Origin of the sequence: Streptomyces sp. ISL-43, assembly GCF_018614195.1 — a bacterium.
Taxonomy (GTDB): Bacteria; Actinomycetota; Actinomycetes; order Streptomycetales; family Streptomycetaceae; genus Streptomyces.
The window spans coordinates 77,751-92,927 of sequence record NZ_JAGGOT010000033.1 but is presented as its reverse complement, the minus strand read 5'-3'; the positions used below and the strand labels follow the sequence as shown (position 1 = coordinate 92,927).

Annotated in this window: 14 protein-coding genes and 3 pseudogenes; 5 read left to right on the top strand and 12 right to left on the bottom strand. The window is 70.6% G+C overall.

Annotated elements, in window-relative coordinates:
* Positions 1-15: 15 nt before the first annotated feature.
* The 3 genes and pseudogenes from J7F03_RS19730 to J7F03_RS42675 all read right to left on the bottom strand — a co-directional run.
* Complete coding sequence (locus tag J7F03_RS19730; protein WP_214951166.1) at positions 16-891, bottom strand: PhzF family phenazine biosynthesis protein; 876 nt, start codon at positions 889-891, stop codon at positions 16-18.
* A gap of 10 nt (positions 892-901) precedes the next feature.
* Entirely contained in the window at positions 902-1,432 is a 531-nt protein-coding gene (locus J7F03_RS41085; RefSeq protein ID WP_374104366.1) for an MFS transporter, read from the bottom strand.
* Between the two features lie 160 nt (positions 1,433-1,592).
* Positions 1,593-2,174, bottom strand: a pseudogene (locus J7F03_RS42675) (MFS transporter); the annotation flags it as partial.
* A gap of 97 nt (positions 2,175-2,271) precedes the next feature.
* Between J7F03_RS42675 and J7F03_RS19720 the strand changes: the two are divergent.
* The 3 genes from J7F03_RS19720 to J7F03_RS19710 all read left to right on the top strand — a co-directional run bounded on the left by J7F03_RS19720 (position 2,272) and on the right by J7F03_RS19710 (position 4,248).
* On the top strand, positions 2,272-3,261 hold the full coding sequence (locus tag J7F03_RS19720; protein WP_214951162.1) for a DUF5937 family protein: 990 nt from the start codon (positions 2,272-2,274) through the stop codon (positions 3,259-3,261).
* A 73-nt stretch (positions 3,262-3,334) separates the two neighbouring features.
* A complete protein-coding gene (locus tag J7F03_RS19715; protein WP_214951161.1) occupies positions 3,335-3,505 on the top strand; it encodes a hypothetical protein in 171 nt (56 codons plus the stop codon).
* A 140-nt stretch (positions 3,506-3,645) separates the two neighbouring features.
* On the top strand, positions 3,646-4,248 hold the full coding sequence (locus J7F03_RS19710; RefSeq protein ID WP_214951158.1) for a hypothetical protein: 603 nt from the start codon (positions 3,646-3,648) through the stop codon (positions 4,246-4,248).
* Positions 4,249-4,507: 259 nt separating this feature from the next.
* On the opposite strand, the gene J7F03_RS19705 is transcribed toward J7F03_RS19710, so the two are convergent.
* The 4 genes and pseudogenes from J7F03_RS19705 to J7F03_RS19690 form a co-directional block, all read right to left on the bottom strand.
* Positions 4,508-6,463 (bottom strand): bifunctional serine/threonine protein kinase/MFS transporter, encoded by a 1,956-nt coding sequence (locus J7F03_RS19705; RefSeq protein WP_214951157.1) that lies wholly within the window; start codon positions 6,461-6,463, stop codon positions 4,508-4,510.
* Positions 6,464-6,717: 254 nt separating this feature from the next.
* Positions 6,718-7,851: a hypothetical protein gene (locus J7F03_RS19700; RefSeq protein ID WP_214951155.1), complete on the bottom strand. Its 1,134-nt coding sequence runs from the start codon at positions 7,849-7,851 to the stop codon at positions 6,718-6,720.
* Positions 7,827-8,237 (bottom strand): hypothetical protein, encoded by a 411-nt coding sequence (locus J7F03_RS19695; protein WP_214951153.1) that lies wholly within the window; start codon positions 8,235-8,237, stop codon positions 7,827-7,829. Before J7F03_RS19695 ends, J7F03_RS19700 begins: the two co-directional genes overlap by 25 nt.
* A 407-nt stretch (positions 8,238-8,644) precedes the next feature.
* Positions 8,645-9,061, bottom strand: a pseudogene (locus tag J7F03_RS19690) (4-oxalocrotonate tautomerase family protein); the annotation flags it as partial.
* A gap of 97 nt (positions 9,062-9,158) precedes the next feature.
* Here J7F03_RS19690 and J7F03_RS19685 point away from each other — a divergent pair.
* Positions 9,159-9,749 (top strand): TetR/AcrR family transcriptional regulator, encoded by a 591-nt coding sequence (locus J7F03_RS19685; protein WP_214951150.1) that lies wholly within the window; start codon positions 9,159-9,161, stop codon positions 9,747-9,749.
* Positions 9,750-9,827: 78 nt separating this feature from the next.
* Here the strand turns inward: J7F03_RS19685 and J7F03_RS19680 are convergent, their stop codons facing one another.
* The 5 genes and pseudogenes from J7F03_RS19680 to J7F03_RS19660 form a co-directional block, all read right to left on the bottom strand.
* The gene (locus J7F03_RS19680; RefSeq protein WP_308379761.1) at positions 9,828-10,289 is read right to left on the bottom strand and encodes a tautomerase enzyme; all 462 of its coding nucleotides are present in this window, start codon (positions 10,287-10,289) and stop codon (positions 9,828-9,830) included.
* A 117-nt stretch (positions 10,290-10,406) separates the two neighbouring features.
* Positions 10,407-11,759, bottom strand: a complete 1,353-nt coding sequence (locus tag J7F03_RS19675) for an LCP family protein (RefSeq protein ID WP_214951148.1) — start codon at positions 11,757-11,759, stop codon at positions 10,407-10,409.
* A 70-nt stretch (positions 11,760-11,829) separates the two neighbouring features.
* On the bottom strand, positions 11,830-13,212 hold the full coding sequence (locus tag J7F03_RS19670; RefSeq protein WP_374104365.1) for a N,N-dimethylformamidase beta subunit family domain-containing protein: 1,383 nt from the start codon (positions 13,210-13,212) through the stop codon (positions 11,830-11,832).
* Positions 13,213-13,588: 376 nt separating this feature from the next.
* Positions 13,589-13,945, bottom strand: coding sequence for a hypothetical protein (locus J7F03_RS42365; RefSeq protein ID WP_214951144.1), 357 nt, complete (start codon positions 13,943-13,945; stop codon positions 13,589-13,591).
* Between the two features lie 151 nt (positions 13,946-14,096).
* Positions 14,097-14,261: pseudogene (locus J7F03_RS19660) on the bottom strand (IS630 family transposase); the annotation flags it as partial.
* A gap of 92 nt (positions 14,262-14,353) precedes the next feature.
* Between J7F03_RS19660 and J7F03_RS19655 the strand changes: the two are divergent.
* Positions 14,354-15,085 (top strand): alpha/beta fold hydrolase, encoded by a 732-nt coding sequence (locus tag J7F03_RS19655; protein WP_214951139.1) that lies wholly within the window; start codon positions 14,354-14,356, stop codon positions 15,083-15,085.
* Positions 15,086-15,177 lie beyond the last annotated feature (92 nt).

Below are 15,177 nucleotides of genomic sequence, written 5' to 3'. Positions count from 1 at the left end.
CGGGATCACGAGACACTAGGCCGGCGGGAGCTCGTGGAGGTGTCCCTCCGCTACGAAGGCGACGCCGCCTCCGACGCGCACAGACCGGATGTCCTGATCGCGGCCCTCCGCGCTGACGGTCATCTCGCTGGGACGCCCCGTGAAGCGCCGCTGGCGCAGGATGGACCGCTCGCCGGAGCGGATGCGGCCATGGCTGTGCAGATAGGCCACCGCGCAGCCCGCACCGCTGCCTGTGGCGACGTCTTCGAGGTGGCCGTCGTTGTCCCAATGCCGTCCCTCCATCGCTGCGGCGTCGAGCAGGTAGGCGAATTGGGCACCGAGACGGGCCAGAGGAGCGTCGAGCGGTGCGAGGACGCCGGCCCGGGCAAGGGCGTCTCCGCGTACGGGGAGCACGAGGTAGCGCAAGCCGGTGGAGAGGATCTCCGGGGGCAGGGTGGGGTCGAGATCGGATGGTTCGAGGCCGAAGAGGGCGGCGAGGGCGGCGACGTCGCGCGGGTCGGGGCGGCATAGGAATTCGGCGGCGCCTTGGTCGAGGAGGCTCGCGTACCGGCCCGGGCCGCGGCGTTCGGTGGCGACCTCCACCGTCCGGGCCGGCAGGCGCAGGGTCCAGGCCGCGTGAGCGTCGCCGCCGTGGAGGGCGTGCAGTACGGCGGCGGCGCCGAGGAGGGGGTGGCCGGCGAAGTCCAGTTCCTGGGTGAGGTCGAAGACGCGTGCCCGCCGGGTACGGTCGCCCGCTCCGTCGCGAAGCAGGAAGACCGACTCGAAGTGCCGCAGCTCCCGGGTGATGCTCTGCATCTGGGCACCGGTCAGCGCGTCGGCGTCGGGGAACACCGCGAGGCTGTTGCCGCTGTAAGGGCGGTCCGTGAACACGTCGACGTGGTGATAGCGCATGGGGCCGACGCTACCGGGGGAGCTCACGCGCGCTCCGCAGCGGCGAGAGCAGGAGAGGGAGTACGGCCAGGAGTTCGCCCAAGGCCCCGGTCCACAGGGCCGTCCGGGCGCCGAAGTGCTCGGCCAGCAGCCCTCCGACGAGCGCGCCCAGGGGCATGCACCCCCACACCACGAAGCGGAACGTCGCAGTCATCCGGCCCAGGAGCGGCTCCGGGCAGACCTGTTGGCGGAAGGCGACCGAGGTGATCTTGAAGGTCATGAACGCGGTCCAGCCCAGGCTCTGGAGAGTTGCGGCGACGGCGAAGCGCCAGTCGTCGTGGAAGAGCGGCACCGCCGACAGCCACAGCACACCGCTGATGATCACCGACGCGCACATGGCCCGGCCCAGACCGAAACGCCCGGCCATCCTCGTTGTGATCAGGCTGCCGAGGAAGCCGCCGACGGCCTCGGCGGTGAAGACCAAGCCGCAGAGAAAGGGTGACAGGCCGAGTTCTCCCGCGAGCAGCACCAACAGCATGGCGGCGCCGATCGTGCCGAACAGGTTGGAGATCGCGGAGGTGAGGGTCAGCGCTCGCAGACCGGGTCGCCGAAGACGAAACGGAGCCCTTCGGTGATCTCGGCTCGCAGCGGAACGTCCGGGGCTCGGGCTTGGCGGCGGCCCCGCGGATGCGGGACAGGCACAGTGCGGAGATCAGGAAGCTTACGGCGTCGAAGACGATCGCCACGGGCGCAGTCAGCGCGCCGACCAGCGCTCCGCCCGCACCCGGGCCGCCGGCCGCGGTGAGTGTGCGCGTCGTTTCGAGGGCCACGTTGGCTTCTACCAGGCGGGTGTCATCGACGAGTCGGGGGAGGTGGCTTTGGGAGGCGATGTCGAAGAAGGCCGTGCAGAGGGACATGCCGAAGGCCACGGCGTACAGCTGGGAGAGGGTCAGGATGTCGAGCCAGGCCGCGGCGGGAAGGGAGGCGAGGAGGGCGGCGCGGCCGAGGTCCCCCGCGATCATGACCCGTCGGTGGTGCATCCGGTCCACCCAGGCTCCGGCCGGCAGACCGATCAGCAGGAAGCCCAGATATTCGCACATGACGAGTAGGCCCGCCTCGAACGGGGTGGCGCCGAGGGTGCCGATCGCCAGGAGGGGCAGAGCAAGGAGAGTAACGGCCGTGCCGGCCTGGCTGACGGTGTCGCCGATCCAAAAGCGGCGGAAGTCAGCGATGCGGAAGAGTGCGGGGAGGCGGCCGCCGGAGCCGCGGGTGCTGTCGGCAGCGTCCGTGAGAGAGATCTTCATGACCGCGAACACCACCACCCTCTGGACGGCGCGACCATTGTTTTAGCCTGGGTGAAAACATCACGGGGACGAGACGGGCAGGGGCGGGGGCCACGGTATGGGCGAGGTGCTTTTCGGGGTGGACGACATGGCGAACCTCAGGTTCGCGATCTCGCCTTTGTGGGAGACCGTCGCCAGTCTGCGCGTGGTGGCTGATCCCGGCAGGCATGCCGTCCATCTGCCGTGGATCAAACAGGCGCTGGCTCTGCGGCAGGACCGCGCCCTCACAGGAAGAACGACACCGCTGCATGCCCTGGTGGGCCGGGACGGCGCGGTACGGAGTTTCCTGACGCCGCCACCGCGGTGTCCGCTGGCCGAGATGGAGGAGGAGCTCGCCGCGCTCGCGGCCCTGCCGGCCGAGAGTGTCCGAGCCGGCCTCGAAGCGGCCGGCCGGCGAACTGCGCTGACTGGTTTCGAGCAGCGGCTGGCCGAGGACCCCGGACGGGTACTGCCCGAGCTGGCCCAGGCGGTGCTCGCGTGGTGGCAGGTGGGTGTGCGACCGTACTGGCCGCGGATCCGCGCCGTTCTGGAAGCCGACGTCGCGCACCGGACCCGCCAGCTCGCCGAGGACGGCATCGGCGAGGTCTTCGCCCACCTCCACCCGGCGCTGCAGTGGAGGGGCGACCGCTTGGTGTCCGCCGACCTGCCGACGGGGGAACTCGCCCTGGACGGCGGCGGGATCACCCTTGCTCCCAGCGCGTTCGCGCTCCGCTGCCATCTGCTGGCCGGTCGGGAAGGCCAGGTCGGGGCGCCACCGTGCGCGGTCTACCCGTCTCGGGCGGTGGGCACTCTGTGGGAACGGCGTGACGCCGTCGGGGACGGACTGGCCCGTCTGCTGGGCCGCAGCCGCGCGCAGGTCTTCGCCCACGCGAGCTCACCGTCCACGACGACCCGGCTGGCCGCACGGACCGGGCTGAGCCTGGGCGCGGTATCGCAGCACCTCGCCGTCCTGCGAGACGCGGGTCTGGTCACCAGCCACCGCTACCGGCGCGAAGTCCACTACACGGCCAGCGATCTCGGCAACGCCCTGCTGGACCGGGCGCGGTGAGCCGCCGAGGCACTCGGTTCACCGACGGGACGCCACTGCACACGGTGCTCTGCGTCAGCCCTGGCCACGAGACATGTACCAGCCAGCGCTTCAAGAGAGCATGTGGCAGGGTTCGGTCAACGACTACAAAACTGCGGACAACGTCTACAAGCTCGCCGACCAGTGCCAGAAGATCGGCACGATCACCGCCTATTGTGAGCGTGTGGCCCGCAACAAGTGCCCGAACGCGGTGAACGAGACGTGAATGCACCATCACCCTCATCCGGCGATGAGCAATCAGCGCAGCCCAAGGCGCGCCTGGAGCGCGACGGAATGACACAGCTGCAGGCCGCAGCCGCCCGATCCATGCTCCGCCTCACGGCAACACCTCTGGGAGGTGGCCCCGTGGTCAGGGGTGTACTGCCCCTGCCGCAGCATCGGGACCTCGTACGCGTCGTCGTATGGGACGGCATCGCCCCGACGACCTCGATGGCATACGACGTCCCCCTGTCGGACCACGACGGGAACGACGTCCCCGCCGCCGAGCTGGTGGCCGCCGTACGACAGCTCGTACGTCACTCCCCCGGCGACGTCCCCCTCGCCTCAGCCGACCCCGGGGACGGACACGGCATCCCCGTAGTACCGGCGGAGACCGTACGGCTGATCCTGGACGCCCACCCCCAGGCACTCGACCTCACGGACGCACTGCACGCAGCCGCCACGGGCATCGCGCCGAGCGTGGACACGGGCAACCAAGACGGCCTTGTCCTGCTGGGGTTCCTCCTGCTCGACGAGGAACGCGCACGCCTCTACCTCACCGGCGGCGGTCTGCCGGACACCGTCGGGCTCGACGTGGGACTGCGCGACCGTCACGGTGCGGTGATCTCCGCCATCACGGGCCTGTCTGCGGCTCTTCCCAGCCTCATCGCCGACGACCAGTTGCAGTACAACCCGTCGGACGAGACCGACCCCTGCTGTGTGAAGGTATTCGATCTCACCCACTGGTAACGCACCGGGCCGGCTTCGGCAGCGCTCTGCTGGAGTTCGGTCCGCTTGGCCGCCTGCCTGCGGGCGGGAAGACGGCGGAATGCCGTTCCGGAAATGTTGAGCCGCCGCAATCACCTCGACGTAGCCATCACGGAAGCGCGGTCGGAACCTGACGTTCAACAACTCGCGGTCAACACCCTCGCACGCCTGTGACGCCCCGGCTGAACTCCCCGCCGTCAGACCGCCGACCAGCCCGAATACCGAAGTACGGCTGGGTGCACTAGTGCACCATGGTCGTGAGCAGGGCGACACCGGCGACGTTGGCCAGGGCTGTCGCGAGGAAGCACCCAACGGGGGCTTGGGCTCTGACTCCGGACGGCGGAGCGAGTGCGCCGGCCGTCCTGGTCTGCCGCCACAGGAAGGCCGCGAGCAGGGTGACGCCGGTCAAGAGCAGAATCAGCGCCTCGATGCTCCGGAAGAACGGATTGGCCGGACTGAGGCCGTAGGCGAGGGCGGCGATCCCGCATGAGCCGAGCAGTACGCCCATCACGTCGAAGCGAGCGCCGGTGCGGCCCGGGCGGTCGTGCACCAGGGTCGCCGTTCCGATCACAGCGATGAGAGCGAAGGGGATGGCGGCGTACAGGTGCCAGCGCCAGTCCATGTGCGTGACGAGCCCCCAGTGCGCCAACAGCCCGAGGGCCGGGCCGCTGCCCGCGATCGCAACGTAGATCCCGAAAGCCTTGCGGCGTTCCCTCCGGTCGGTGAAGGAAAGGGATACCAGGCCCGGCGCAGACGAACACACCAGCGCGGCGAAGACGCCCTGCAGGGCGCGGGCCGCGATCAATACGCCGGAAGCGGGGGCCGTGCCGCCGATCGCGGCGGCTATCGCGAAACCGACCAGGCTGATGACCAGCATCCGTTTGCGGCCCACGCGGTTCACGATGCGAGCGCCGAACAGCAGCAGCCCGATGAAGGTCATCACATAGACGGCTGTCATCACTTGCAGGGTGTCAGGGGAGATCGCCAGCGCCCAGACGACACCCCAACCCATCGCCCTGTTGAAGACCGTGGCATCGAACAGCACGACCAGCTGCGCCAGAGCGACCGCCAGCAGGCCCCACCAGCGTCCGGGAAGCTGGGCGGCGGCCGGCTCCGGGGGGTGGGCTGGGGATGTGGGTGCGCCCCAGACGTCGGGCAGCGGCCCCGGAGGCGTACCGAAGGCGGGCGCGGCCCCGGAGTGCGCAGGGGCCGTCGGGGCGTACGCGGGCGGCGGGGGCAGCGGCTGGGCCGGCTGGACGCGAGGGTCCGGCTGCGCCGGGGGTGCACCAGCGAGTCCGGCGGGGACATAGTCCAGCAAATGAGCGGCACGGCGGCCGAGTTGAGCCAGTACCGTCCCCGGGAGCCACTCACCGGCCTGGTCGGTCGCCGTGTGCGTGGCCACTGCGTGGGGGCTGGGCCGCTTGGACGGGTCCTTGTGCAGACATGCCCGTACGAGCTCGACGAGCGAATCCGGTACGCCCGCCAGGTCCGCCTCCTCTTCGGCGATCCGGAAGAGGTGGGCGTTCAGGCCGGTCTCCGTGGCGCCGAACAGGAGGCGTCCGATGGCGGCGTAGACGAGGAGCGCCCCCAAGCAGAACACGTCGGACGCCGGGGTGAGTTCGAGGCCGCGCACCTGCTCCGGTGACATGAAGCCGGGCGAGCCGATCAGCATGCCGGTGCGGGTGTGCAGGCTGTCCCCGGCCAGGCTGTCCATCGCCCGCGCGATGCCGAAGTCGATGACGCGGGGGCCATCCACGGTGACCAGGACGTTGGACGGCTTGAGGTCACGATGGATCAGGCCCACGTCGTGCACGGCCTGCAGGGCGAGCGCGAGGCGGTTGGCGAGGGTGCGGACCGAGTACTCGGGCAACGGCCCGAAGTCCTCGGCCACGACGGTGGTCAGGTCGGGCCCCGGGATGTACTGGGTCGCCACCCACGGCACGGCGGCCTCGGTGTCGGCGTCCAAGACGTCGGCCGTCCAGGCTCCGCCCACCCGTCGGGCTGCGGCCACCTCGCGGGCGAACCTCCGGCGGAACTCGGGATGTTGGGCATGCTCGGCCTGGACGACCTTGACGGCGACCGTACGTCCCACGTCGGAGCGGCCCAGGTAGACCAGGCCCATCCCGCCCGCGCCGAGGCGGGCTATCAGGCGGTACGGGCCGATGCGTGCGGGGTCCTCCCCCGTCAGTTGTTCCACGGTGGCGAGGTCAGCCCTTCAGGTTGCGACACAGGTTGCGACACAGGTTCGCAAAGAGTTCGAAGTTGGAAATGTCATTCGGCTTTGCCCGGTCCAGGGCGGACACGGCCGATGACTCTAAGAGGAGTTCGTCGCGGCCCATGTGGTGATCCCCCTGCCCCTGGCTAGCTGCGCAGGCCTTAAGGTAGCGCAACTATCCAAGGCGTCGGCATGGATTGCCGAGTACAGGTCCGAACACGGCCCCGGGCATCGCTTCACGGCCACCAGGTACAGGCATCGTGCACGGCCTGCGTGACCTCGTCGACAGCGGCGGCACCATGCTCACGGTGCAGCCACCAGGCTGCGGCAGTCACCAGCGCGCAGTATGCGGCCCGGTCCAGGCCGTCGGGCCAGGTTCCGGGCAGGTCCGGGAAGTCGGCAAGTGCCGTGTCGGGCCAGTGGGTGCCGAGGTGGGTGAGCACGGCGGTCAGGGCCTCGGCCTGCAGTGCGGGCACGGCGATGCAATCGAGGACCGACTCGTAGAGAGCCTCCGCCTCGGTCCGTTCCAGGGTGGGCAGGGCAGTGCGGAGTCTGTCGAGGTTGTACCACCGCGCCAGGTGGGGAATCAGCTCGGCGGCGAACGCGGCTCGTTCTCCGCCGGGCATGAGGGGTGCCACGGCGGCGAAGAACTCGTGGCGTACAGGAGGGTGCGGCGGTTCCGCGAGGACGGCTGTGCGATCGGCCGGGGCAAGACGCGGGGCCAGGGCCGCGAGGGCGAGTGTGCGGTCGCGGCTCGTGTCCTCGATGACCACGTGGGCCACGGCGCGCGCGGCCTGGTCCGGGTCGAAGGCGGGCGCGGCCACGGCCAGGGCCTTGAGACGGAAGTCGTCCCAGGACTCGGCCAGGGCGTGGGCCAGGAGGTCTTCGGCGAGGTCGGACGGCAGGGTGCCGATCGCCGGGCCGAGTTGGGCGAGGAGCAGGTGCAGGGGGAAGTCCCGCACGGCGGGCTGGTGCAGATAGGCACGGCATGCGTCGTACACGGCCTCGCACCCGGCGGCCGGGAGCAGCGTCCCGAAGATGCGGGCTTCTTGTTTGAGGTGGTTGCGGACATCGCGTCCCGCGCGATCGGCTGCCGCTAGGAGTTCCTGGGCGGCCCTGTCACGCTCCTGTGCCGGGAGCCTCGGCACGAGGAGGGCGAGCAGTTCGACGGTGTCCCAGTGGGGGGCGCCGTCGCGGCGAAGCGTGTCCCAGGTGTACCGGGCCTGTTGCGGCGGCAGGTGCGGCGCGATCGCCCGAAGGCTTTCGACGGACTGGCTGCCGAACCGCAGCGCGGGCAGTACACGCTCCAGCACGCCCTCGAGCAGGTCCGGGCGCCCGGCCGCAGTCAGCCTGGAAAGAAGGCGGGGCACCCCGGCAGCGTTCCTGTCATCGCGGTCCGGGCGAGCACGAGGTCCAGCGCCTCAGGCAGCACGGCGTCGGGCAAAACGGGCACGAGGGCGTCGATCGCCACGGCCCTCCGGTCCGACGGGCCCCCGGTCGGCAGCGTGCGCAGTGCGCGTACTGCCTCCTCGGGTCGCAGCACCGGTGCGAGCGCAGCGACGGCGGTTTCTCGGAGCCGGTGATCAACGAAACGGGAAAGAAGGGTCAGCGCCTGCTGTGCCACCGTGCTGCGCCGGGCGGACGGCAGGTGGCGTACCAGCGCGGCGAGAGCGCTGAAGCACTCGGGTTCGAGTGAAGCGGCGGTGGCCTGGGCGAGGGCTTCTGTCAGGCCTGCGATCGTCAGGTACGGTGCCACCGCGTCGATGGCGTGGAGCCGCGGCTCCGGCCCGTCCGTCCGTCCAGGGAGGCGCCGCCAGCCGCACTGCTCGGGCCAGTTCACCGGACGTCAGGGCGGGGGCGAGCTCGTGCAGAAGGCCGGGCTGTGCCCTGGTCTGCTCCGGTATCCGCATCTGTTGACAGATCTTGTCGAGCAGTCGTTCGCGCAGGTCCGCGCTCAGCTGCCCGGCGACCGGCAGAAGGGCGTTCCACTCCACCCATAGGTCGGGCGGTGGGTGCATGGCCGACAGGACATCCCGCACCTCTCGATCGGGCAGCCGGCGGAGCAGGGCGCCGAACCACGGGCCCGACCGATCCCGGCCGTAGTCCCGGTGGGCGAGGAGTTCTCGCGCCCGCGTCAGCGAGACGCGGGTGGCGAGTGCGTGGCTGCCCCTTCGCCAGGGCGACGAGGTCGGCGTAGCGGACGACGGAGTCGCCCGCGCCCCAGGTGCCGTCGGGCTGCTCGTGCACCAGCACCCACACCCGCAGCGCCTCGGCCGGGGACAGGTCGGCGGCCGCGAGCACGGTGGTGGTGACCTCCTCGACCAGGCCCGCCTTGCGCCGCTCCGACAGCGCCCCCTGGGGAACCGTCACCTCCACGAGGAAGCGGGGCGCGTCGTCCTCGGCCGTTCCCTGCGCGCCCTCGGGCAGCTCGGTGAGGTAGCTCCACGCCTGGGCCCGGAAGAAGGCGGTGTCGGGCGCGCCCTCCCACCGCAGCAGCACGGCGGCGAGATCCCGCTGGATCGTCGCGCGACCCTGATCGGTCAGGGCGCTGGTCGGGACGGTCAACCGGATCATCGGCATGACAGCTCCTCGGTCTCTTGAACTTGTTATGACAGTCGTCATAACGAGAGGTCACGCTAGACTATGACGATCGTTATAGCCAGAGGAGAGAACACGAGTGACCAAGAGCAGTGGCGGCACGCCATCCCGCGAGCGGATCGTGGCCGGGGCGGCCGACATGATCAGCAGGCGCGGGCTCAGCGCGACGAGCATCCGGGAGATGGCCAAGCACGCCAAGGCGCCGCTCGGCTCGACGTACCACTACTTCCCCGAGGGCAAGCAGCAGCTGGCGACGGAAGCCGTCCGCTACACGGGCGAGTGGGTCGCCCGCAGCCTGCGCAAGGAACTCGCGGCGGGCCCGGCGGCCGGACTGCGCGCCTTCCTGGCCCTGTGGCGCAAGATCGTCGTCGACACCGATTTCCACGCCGGGTGCCCCGTGCTGGCCGTTGCCATCGAGGAACCCCCGGCCGACGAGGTCCCGCCCGCCTTGGCGGCCGCGGCCGAGGTCTTCGACCAGTGGGAGGGACTGCTCGCCGCGTCCTTGCAGGAACACGGCGCCGACGCCGAGCAGGCAGCGCAAGTCGCCACGCTCATCGTCGCGGCCGTCGAGGGCACTGTCGCCCTCTGCCGCGCCAAGCGCAGCACCGAACCTCTGGACCGCACCGCGGCACAGCTCCAGACCCTCATCGCCGCCACGATCAAAAGCTGAGCGGGCGATCACCCGCGGCCACCACAGCGCGGCCGACGCCCCGTGCGGCGAGCACGGTGCGCCGGCCCCGCGCGCCTGTCACGCGCCGAGCGCGGTGCGGACGGCCTCGGCCTTCTCGGGGGTGAACACGCCGGTGTCGAGGAGAGAGAGGACGGACAGAACGGCGCCGCGCGAGCCCCAGCTGCCCTCGTCGATCACGCGGAAGGTCACCCACCAGGTCGGCGACGGCTGCGCCACACCGCAGGCGTCGGCCATCGCGGCCAGGACGCGCTTGATGACTTCGCTGCGGACTTCCTGGTGCCAGTCACCGTCCATGACCGTCACGTCGATCACCATCGCGTCGGCGTCCGGTCCCGCATCCGCCAGCAGCCGGCCGCCGATGGCCATCATGTCGAGCTCACGCTCGGTGAAGTGCACCTGGAATCCGACCCGCGCGGCCGGGGCGAGCTGGCCGACCTCCGGCACGAGCACGGCGTCCGTCAGTGTCTCGGTCAGCTTGCGGCGCTGCTCCAGGCTCAGGCGACCCTTGGAACTGCTCACGGTGATGACGGTCGCGACTCTCCCTATGACGACTGTTATAAACCGAGCCTACCACTGGGATATAACGAGTGTCATAATCTCGCGCGGGCAGAACGGCCCAGGGTGTGCTCCGCGCCCCTACGGAAGGCGGTTTTCCGTCGGGGTGCTCGATCGATTGGAGATGGCGGGGCAGCGGAGTTTGTCGGCGGTGACGGGGGAGCCTTCGGCTTTGTTGCGGTCGTAGGTGACGGTCTTGACCTGGACGGGCCACGTGCCGACGGCGACTTCGAACGACTTGTCGTGGCCCGTGACGGCATTGAGGCGAGCACCCGGCAGGGCTGCCGCGAGGGTCGCCGCGTCCGCTTCCCTGCCAGGAGCATGGCTGATGACGGGCGGGCCTTCGGGACGTACGAGCGGTGCGGACTGCGAGGTGTCGGTGACCACGAACCTGTTGCCGCGCAGGGCCGCGGCGACGGCCGGGTCGTCGACGCGGACGGTGATCCCGGCGGGGTTGGTTTCGGCCGGGGTTTCGGGGACGGGCTGGATACGTGGGTCACCCGTGAGGGGGCGGTCAGCGGCGAGGGCGTCCCACAGGGCGGCGGAGCGGGCTTCGTGCCAGACCAGGGTGGAGCCGACGCCGGGGACGCGGTGGTCGAAGAGCCGGATGGGGACGGTGGCGAACTCGGTGCGGTCGGCCCGGAGGTGGCCGAGGGCCCAGCCGATGCGGATCAGGTCGTCGAGCCCGGTCTTCTCGTCGGCGCGTACGGACTTCAGCAGGATCCGGGCCGTGCGGGCCGCGCTGACAGGCCCGGAGAGGGCTCCTTCGGCGGTGAGGCGGGCCAGCAGGTCGTTGACGGTGCGCTGCTGGCGGCGGACACGGCCGAGGTCTCCGGGCCGGTTGATGTGGCGGGCCCGGACGTAGCGGAGCGTCTGGTCGCCGTTGGTGTGGTGGACGCCGGCGGTGATGTCGAGGCCGGAGCCGTCGTCCTTCAGGGGCTTGTCCGTGCAGACGGTTGCGCCGCCGAGGCTGTCGACCGCCTGCTCGAAGCCGGTGAATCCGGTTTCCAGGTAGTGGTCGATGCGCAGACCGGTGGCCTTCTCGACCGTGCGTACGGTCAGCGGGCCGGCGCCGATCGCGTAGGCCCCGTTGATCTTTCCAAACCGGGACGGCCCTGGGACGGCCGGCGGGGTGGCGGGGTCGGCGTACTGGACGTAGGAGTCGCGAGGGATGGAGACGATGCTCGCGCGCCGCATGTCCTCGGAGAGATGGACGAGCATCATCACGTCGGTGCAGTTGCACCCCTTGCCGCCCACGTGCAGCCGGCGCTTCTCGGCGGCGGAGAGACCCGCTCGGCTGTCGATGCCGACGACGAGGATGTTCATGCCCCGGCCACCGCCCGTGTCACGCTCGGCGGAGAGGGCCTGCGAGCCCGCAACGGAGCCCGCGGCGAGGGTGGCCAGCAGCGTGAGAGCAACGGTGAGTCGACGCAACGCATATCCCCTGATCTAGTGCCAAAAACGACGTAAGCGACGCTAGCCCCGTTGTCGGCGGGAGGCGGCGCTACTCGCCGTGAATCGTGGCCGTGTCGCGGTAGTGGGCGGCCAGATTGTCCTGGGCGGGCATGAACCGCCCGGCCGGACCTCGCGCGAACGCGCTCAGGACGTTGGCGGTGACGGTGCGGGTGAAGTGCCCGGCCCGCGCGTCCAGGCCGTGGTTGGCCCTACCGCCCGCGGGCCCGGTCGCGTCGAGGGCCTCGACCCAGCGCATCGTGCCCGTCGCGAAGACCGCCGCCCCGCCCGGAAGCGAGAGGTAGACGGTATCCGCGTACGACGGCCGGCCCTTGCACACCACCGGCGAGTGCGCGAGGACCTCGATAGGCCGCGGCGTCGGGTGGGCCAGGTTCACCCGGTCGTACTCGACGCCCACCAGGTGGGGGAAGGCATCGCCTGCCCGCGCCCCGGTTCCCGCCAGGAGCCAGTGGTCCGGGTGGGTCACCACGTAGGGGGCGTCGACCGGATAGCCGTCGTAGATCACGCCGAGCAGCGAACTCTCCGGGTCGGGGGCGGGCGCACGCCGGAAATCGTTCGTGGGCAAAGATCCCCGCTGGTAGCCGGGGTCCTTGGCGTAGTCGTCCTTGTAGCAGACCACGGTGCGGTCCGGGCCGACCGGGGAGGCCTCGAAGCGGATCCGCCGGTAGCAGCAGTTCGCGCCGAGCACGGCCAGGTGCGTCCCCGCATCGCGGGCCCGGGTGACGTGGCGACGCTGCTCGGGGCTCCAGTACTCGTCGTGGCCCAGCGAGACCACCGCGGCCGCACCGCACAACATCTGTGGGTCGCGGGCCACGTCCACTCCGGTGGTGTAGGCCAGGGGCAGGCCCATCTCCTCGGCGAGCGCGATCAAGGGCGCCTCGTAAACGAGGAACTGGCCGGCTCCGTTTTCGCCCGCATAGGGACGGTCGAAGGAGACCTGGAGAGACCTCGAGCCCTTCTTGCCCGTCGTCCCCCTGTACAGGTCCGCGCCGCCCCACCGGTTGTAGGCCTGCCAGGTGGTCACCGCGTTCACCACCACCGTACGGCCGGTGGCAGAGGAGGACCGCACGGTCACGGGCACGAACCGCTGCGCCTGCCCGTCCGTCGTGTCCAGGCGCAACAGGTAGCTGCCTTCCGGCCAGTCCGAGGTGTCCACCTGCGCCGTCCGACGCCACTCCGCGCGCGCCATCCGCGTAAGAGGGTCTACAAGGGCCTTCGGCTGGAGGACGCCCGGCAGAGGGCCGGACCGCCACACCAGACGGGCCCTCATCCCTGCGTACCAGCCCATCCGGTACGCGGAGATGGTGTAGAAAGCGCACGTCGTCGACACCCTCAGCCCCAACGGCTCCCCCGCGCGGATACTGACCCGCTCGGCGAAACCCTCCACCGCCCGCGCCGGGCCCGGCCGGGTGATTCGCCAGTCAGGCGAGCCGGGAAGCGCGTTCTCCGCCCTCGTGTCCAGTCGGGTCCCCCCTGGGAGACGGCGTCCGGAGCCGCCGGCACCGGTAGCTGCACGAGCCGCCGCACCGGGCAACGAGGCGATCGCGGACGCGGCCAGACCCAGGAACAGCCGACGCCCGGGCCCGCTGCGCCCGGATCCGCTCGGGACACCCGTCTGGTCCACTACATCACCTCAAGAATCCGTACCGGCTGGGTCCCGTTCTAGTCCACGCCCCGTCCCCGACGCGGCAGGACGCGCGCGGGCCCACTCCTCGACGCAACCGGCCGCGTCCAGCCGGAGGTATCGGCCCGGACTCGCCGATACCGGGCCCGGGGAGCCGCCAGGCAGATCACGCCTCCACCCCGGCAGACACCACGCCGGTGGGTGTCGAAAGGTCCTCGAGGATCCGGCGGCGCTCACCGTACGGGCGGGCGGGCAGTTCGGTGCTGTCGGCCTTCACGGCCTGGTCGGACTCCCGGCGGATGCGGCTCTCCTGCAGGCTGCCGTGACCCGTGGTGGGGCGCCACTTCCCGAAGTTGTCCTTGTTTCGTAGACCACCGGGACGTCCTGGGCACGGGCCCGCTCCAGCAGGTCCACCACGGCGGGAAGCGCGCCGTACCGACGGGATGAGCAGGTCGGCGTCTTCGTGGTCGTACGTGTTGAGCATGTCGATGATGACGAGAGCGGTCTTCGCCTTGGCCCCCAACCTTCCAGACCCACCGTCGCAACCCAGGCCTCCCGGCTCGCCGGCCTCAGCAACAGCGCCGGCGTCGCCAGGCGTCGGGGGGCCGCAGGCCGGCGAGCCGACGGGGCTACTGGTCGGCGCTGGGGACGGCGAGGGGTCGCCCGGGGCCTTCCTCGTGGCTGATGTCGCCGACCACCCCCTCGGCGACCAGGAACTCTGTCAGCTCGGTCAGACTCCAGGTGGAAAACGGCAGGCCGTGCTCGGTGGGCCTGGATTTGGCGATCTTCTTGATCTCACGACGCTCGGGCAGCGTGAACGTCTTCGGGCGGCCGCCCTTGAGCGTCACCGCTGGCCGGCATCTCCGCGTCTCAGCGCCGAGATGGCCCGCCGGTAGGGTCGGTCCGAGGAGAGCACTGATCTGGGGGACTGATGTCGGCAGCGGGTGCACCGCCCATCATCTTCGTACACGGGACGCGGTTCAGCGCGGGACAGTGGAGCCCACAGCTCGCCGCACTCCAAGGGGACTTCCGGGTAGCCGCAGTTGACCTACCGGGCCACGGTGCCCGCTCTGCTAAACCCTGGAGCCTGAACGCGGCGACGGAGATCATCGCTGCCGCGGTGGACTCGCTCGGCTGCGGACCGGCTCTGGTCGTCGGGCACTCGCTCGGCGGATACGCCTCGCTGGAGTTCGCGCGGCGCTACCCCGAGCAGCTGCGAGGGCTGGTCCTTGCTGGGGCCAGTGCCTCAACTCGTGGCCCGTGGGCAACGCCGTATCGGTGGGTCGCCGGGCTCGTCCCTCGCATACCGGCGGACCGGCTGGCCCGGTGGAACGACCGGTTGCTGCGCCGGCTCTATCCCCCCGAGGTGGTGGAGGCGACCATCCTCTCTGGCTACGCCTTCCACACGCTGCCAGCCGCATGGGGCGAGGTGCTGGGCCGCTTTGACGCAGGTGCGATGCGTCATGTGGCGGCTCCCGTGCTCATCTTGAACGGCGAGAAGGACACCGTCTTCCGGTCCGGCGAGCTGGACTTCGCCCGTGCGCATCCGCACGCCCGCGTCGAATTGATCCCGCGGGCAAAACATCTCGCAAACTTCGATGCTCCAGATGCCTTCACTGATGCTGTCCGCCGCTTCGCCCGGCAGCTGCCTGCTCGCAGCTGAGCGCGCCAGAGTCGGGTCCACCAGGGCTGCCCGAACGCAGTGGGACCGCGAACGCTCAGGCTGACCCAATCACGCGCTTACTGGCCAACTGG

Coding starts and splice junctions, on each gene's coding strand:
- J7F03_RS19730 (WP_214951166.1), bottom strand. CDS start 891: ATGCGCTATCACCACGTCGACGTGTTCACGGACCGCCCTTACAGCGGC.
- J7F03_RS19720 (WP_214951162.1), top strand. CDS start 2,272: ATGGGCGAGGTGCTTTTCGGGGTGGACGACATGGCGAACCTCAGGTTC.
- J7F03_RS19715 (WP_214951161.1), top strand. CDS start 3,335: ATGTACCAGCCAGCGCTTCAAGAGAGCATGTGGCAGGGTTCGGTCAAC.
- J7F03_RS19655 (WP_214951139.1), top strand. CDS start 14,354: ATGTCGGCAGCGGGTGCACCGCCCATCATCTTCGTACACGGGACGCGG.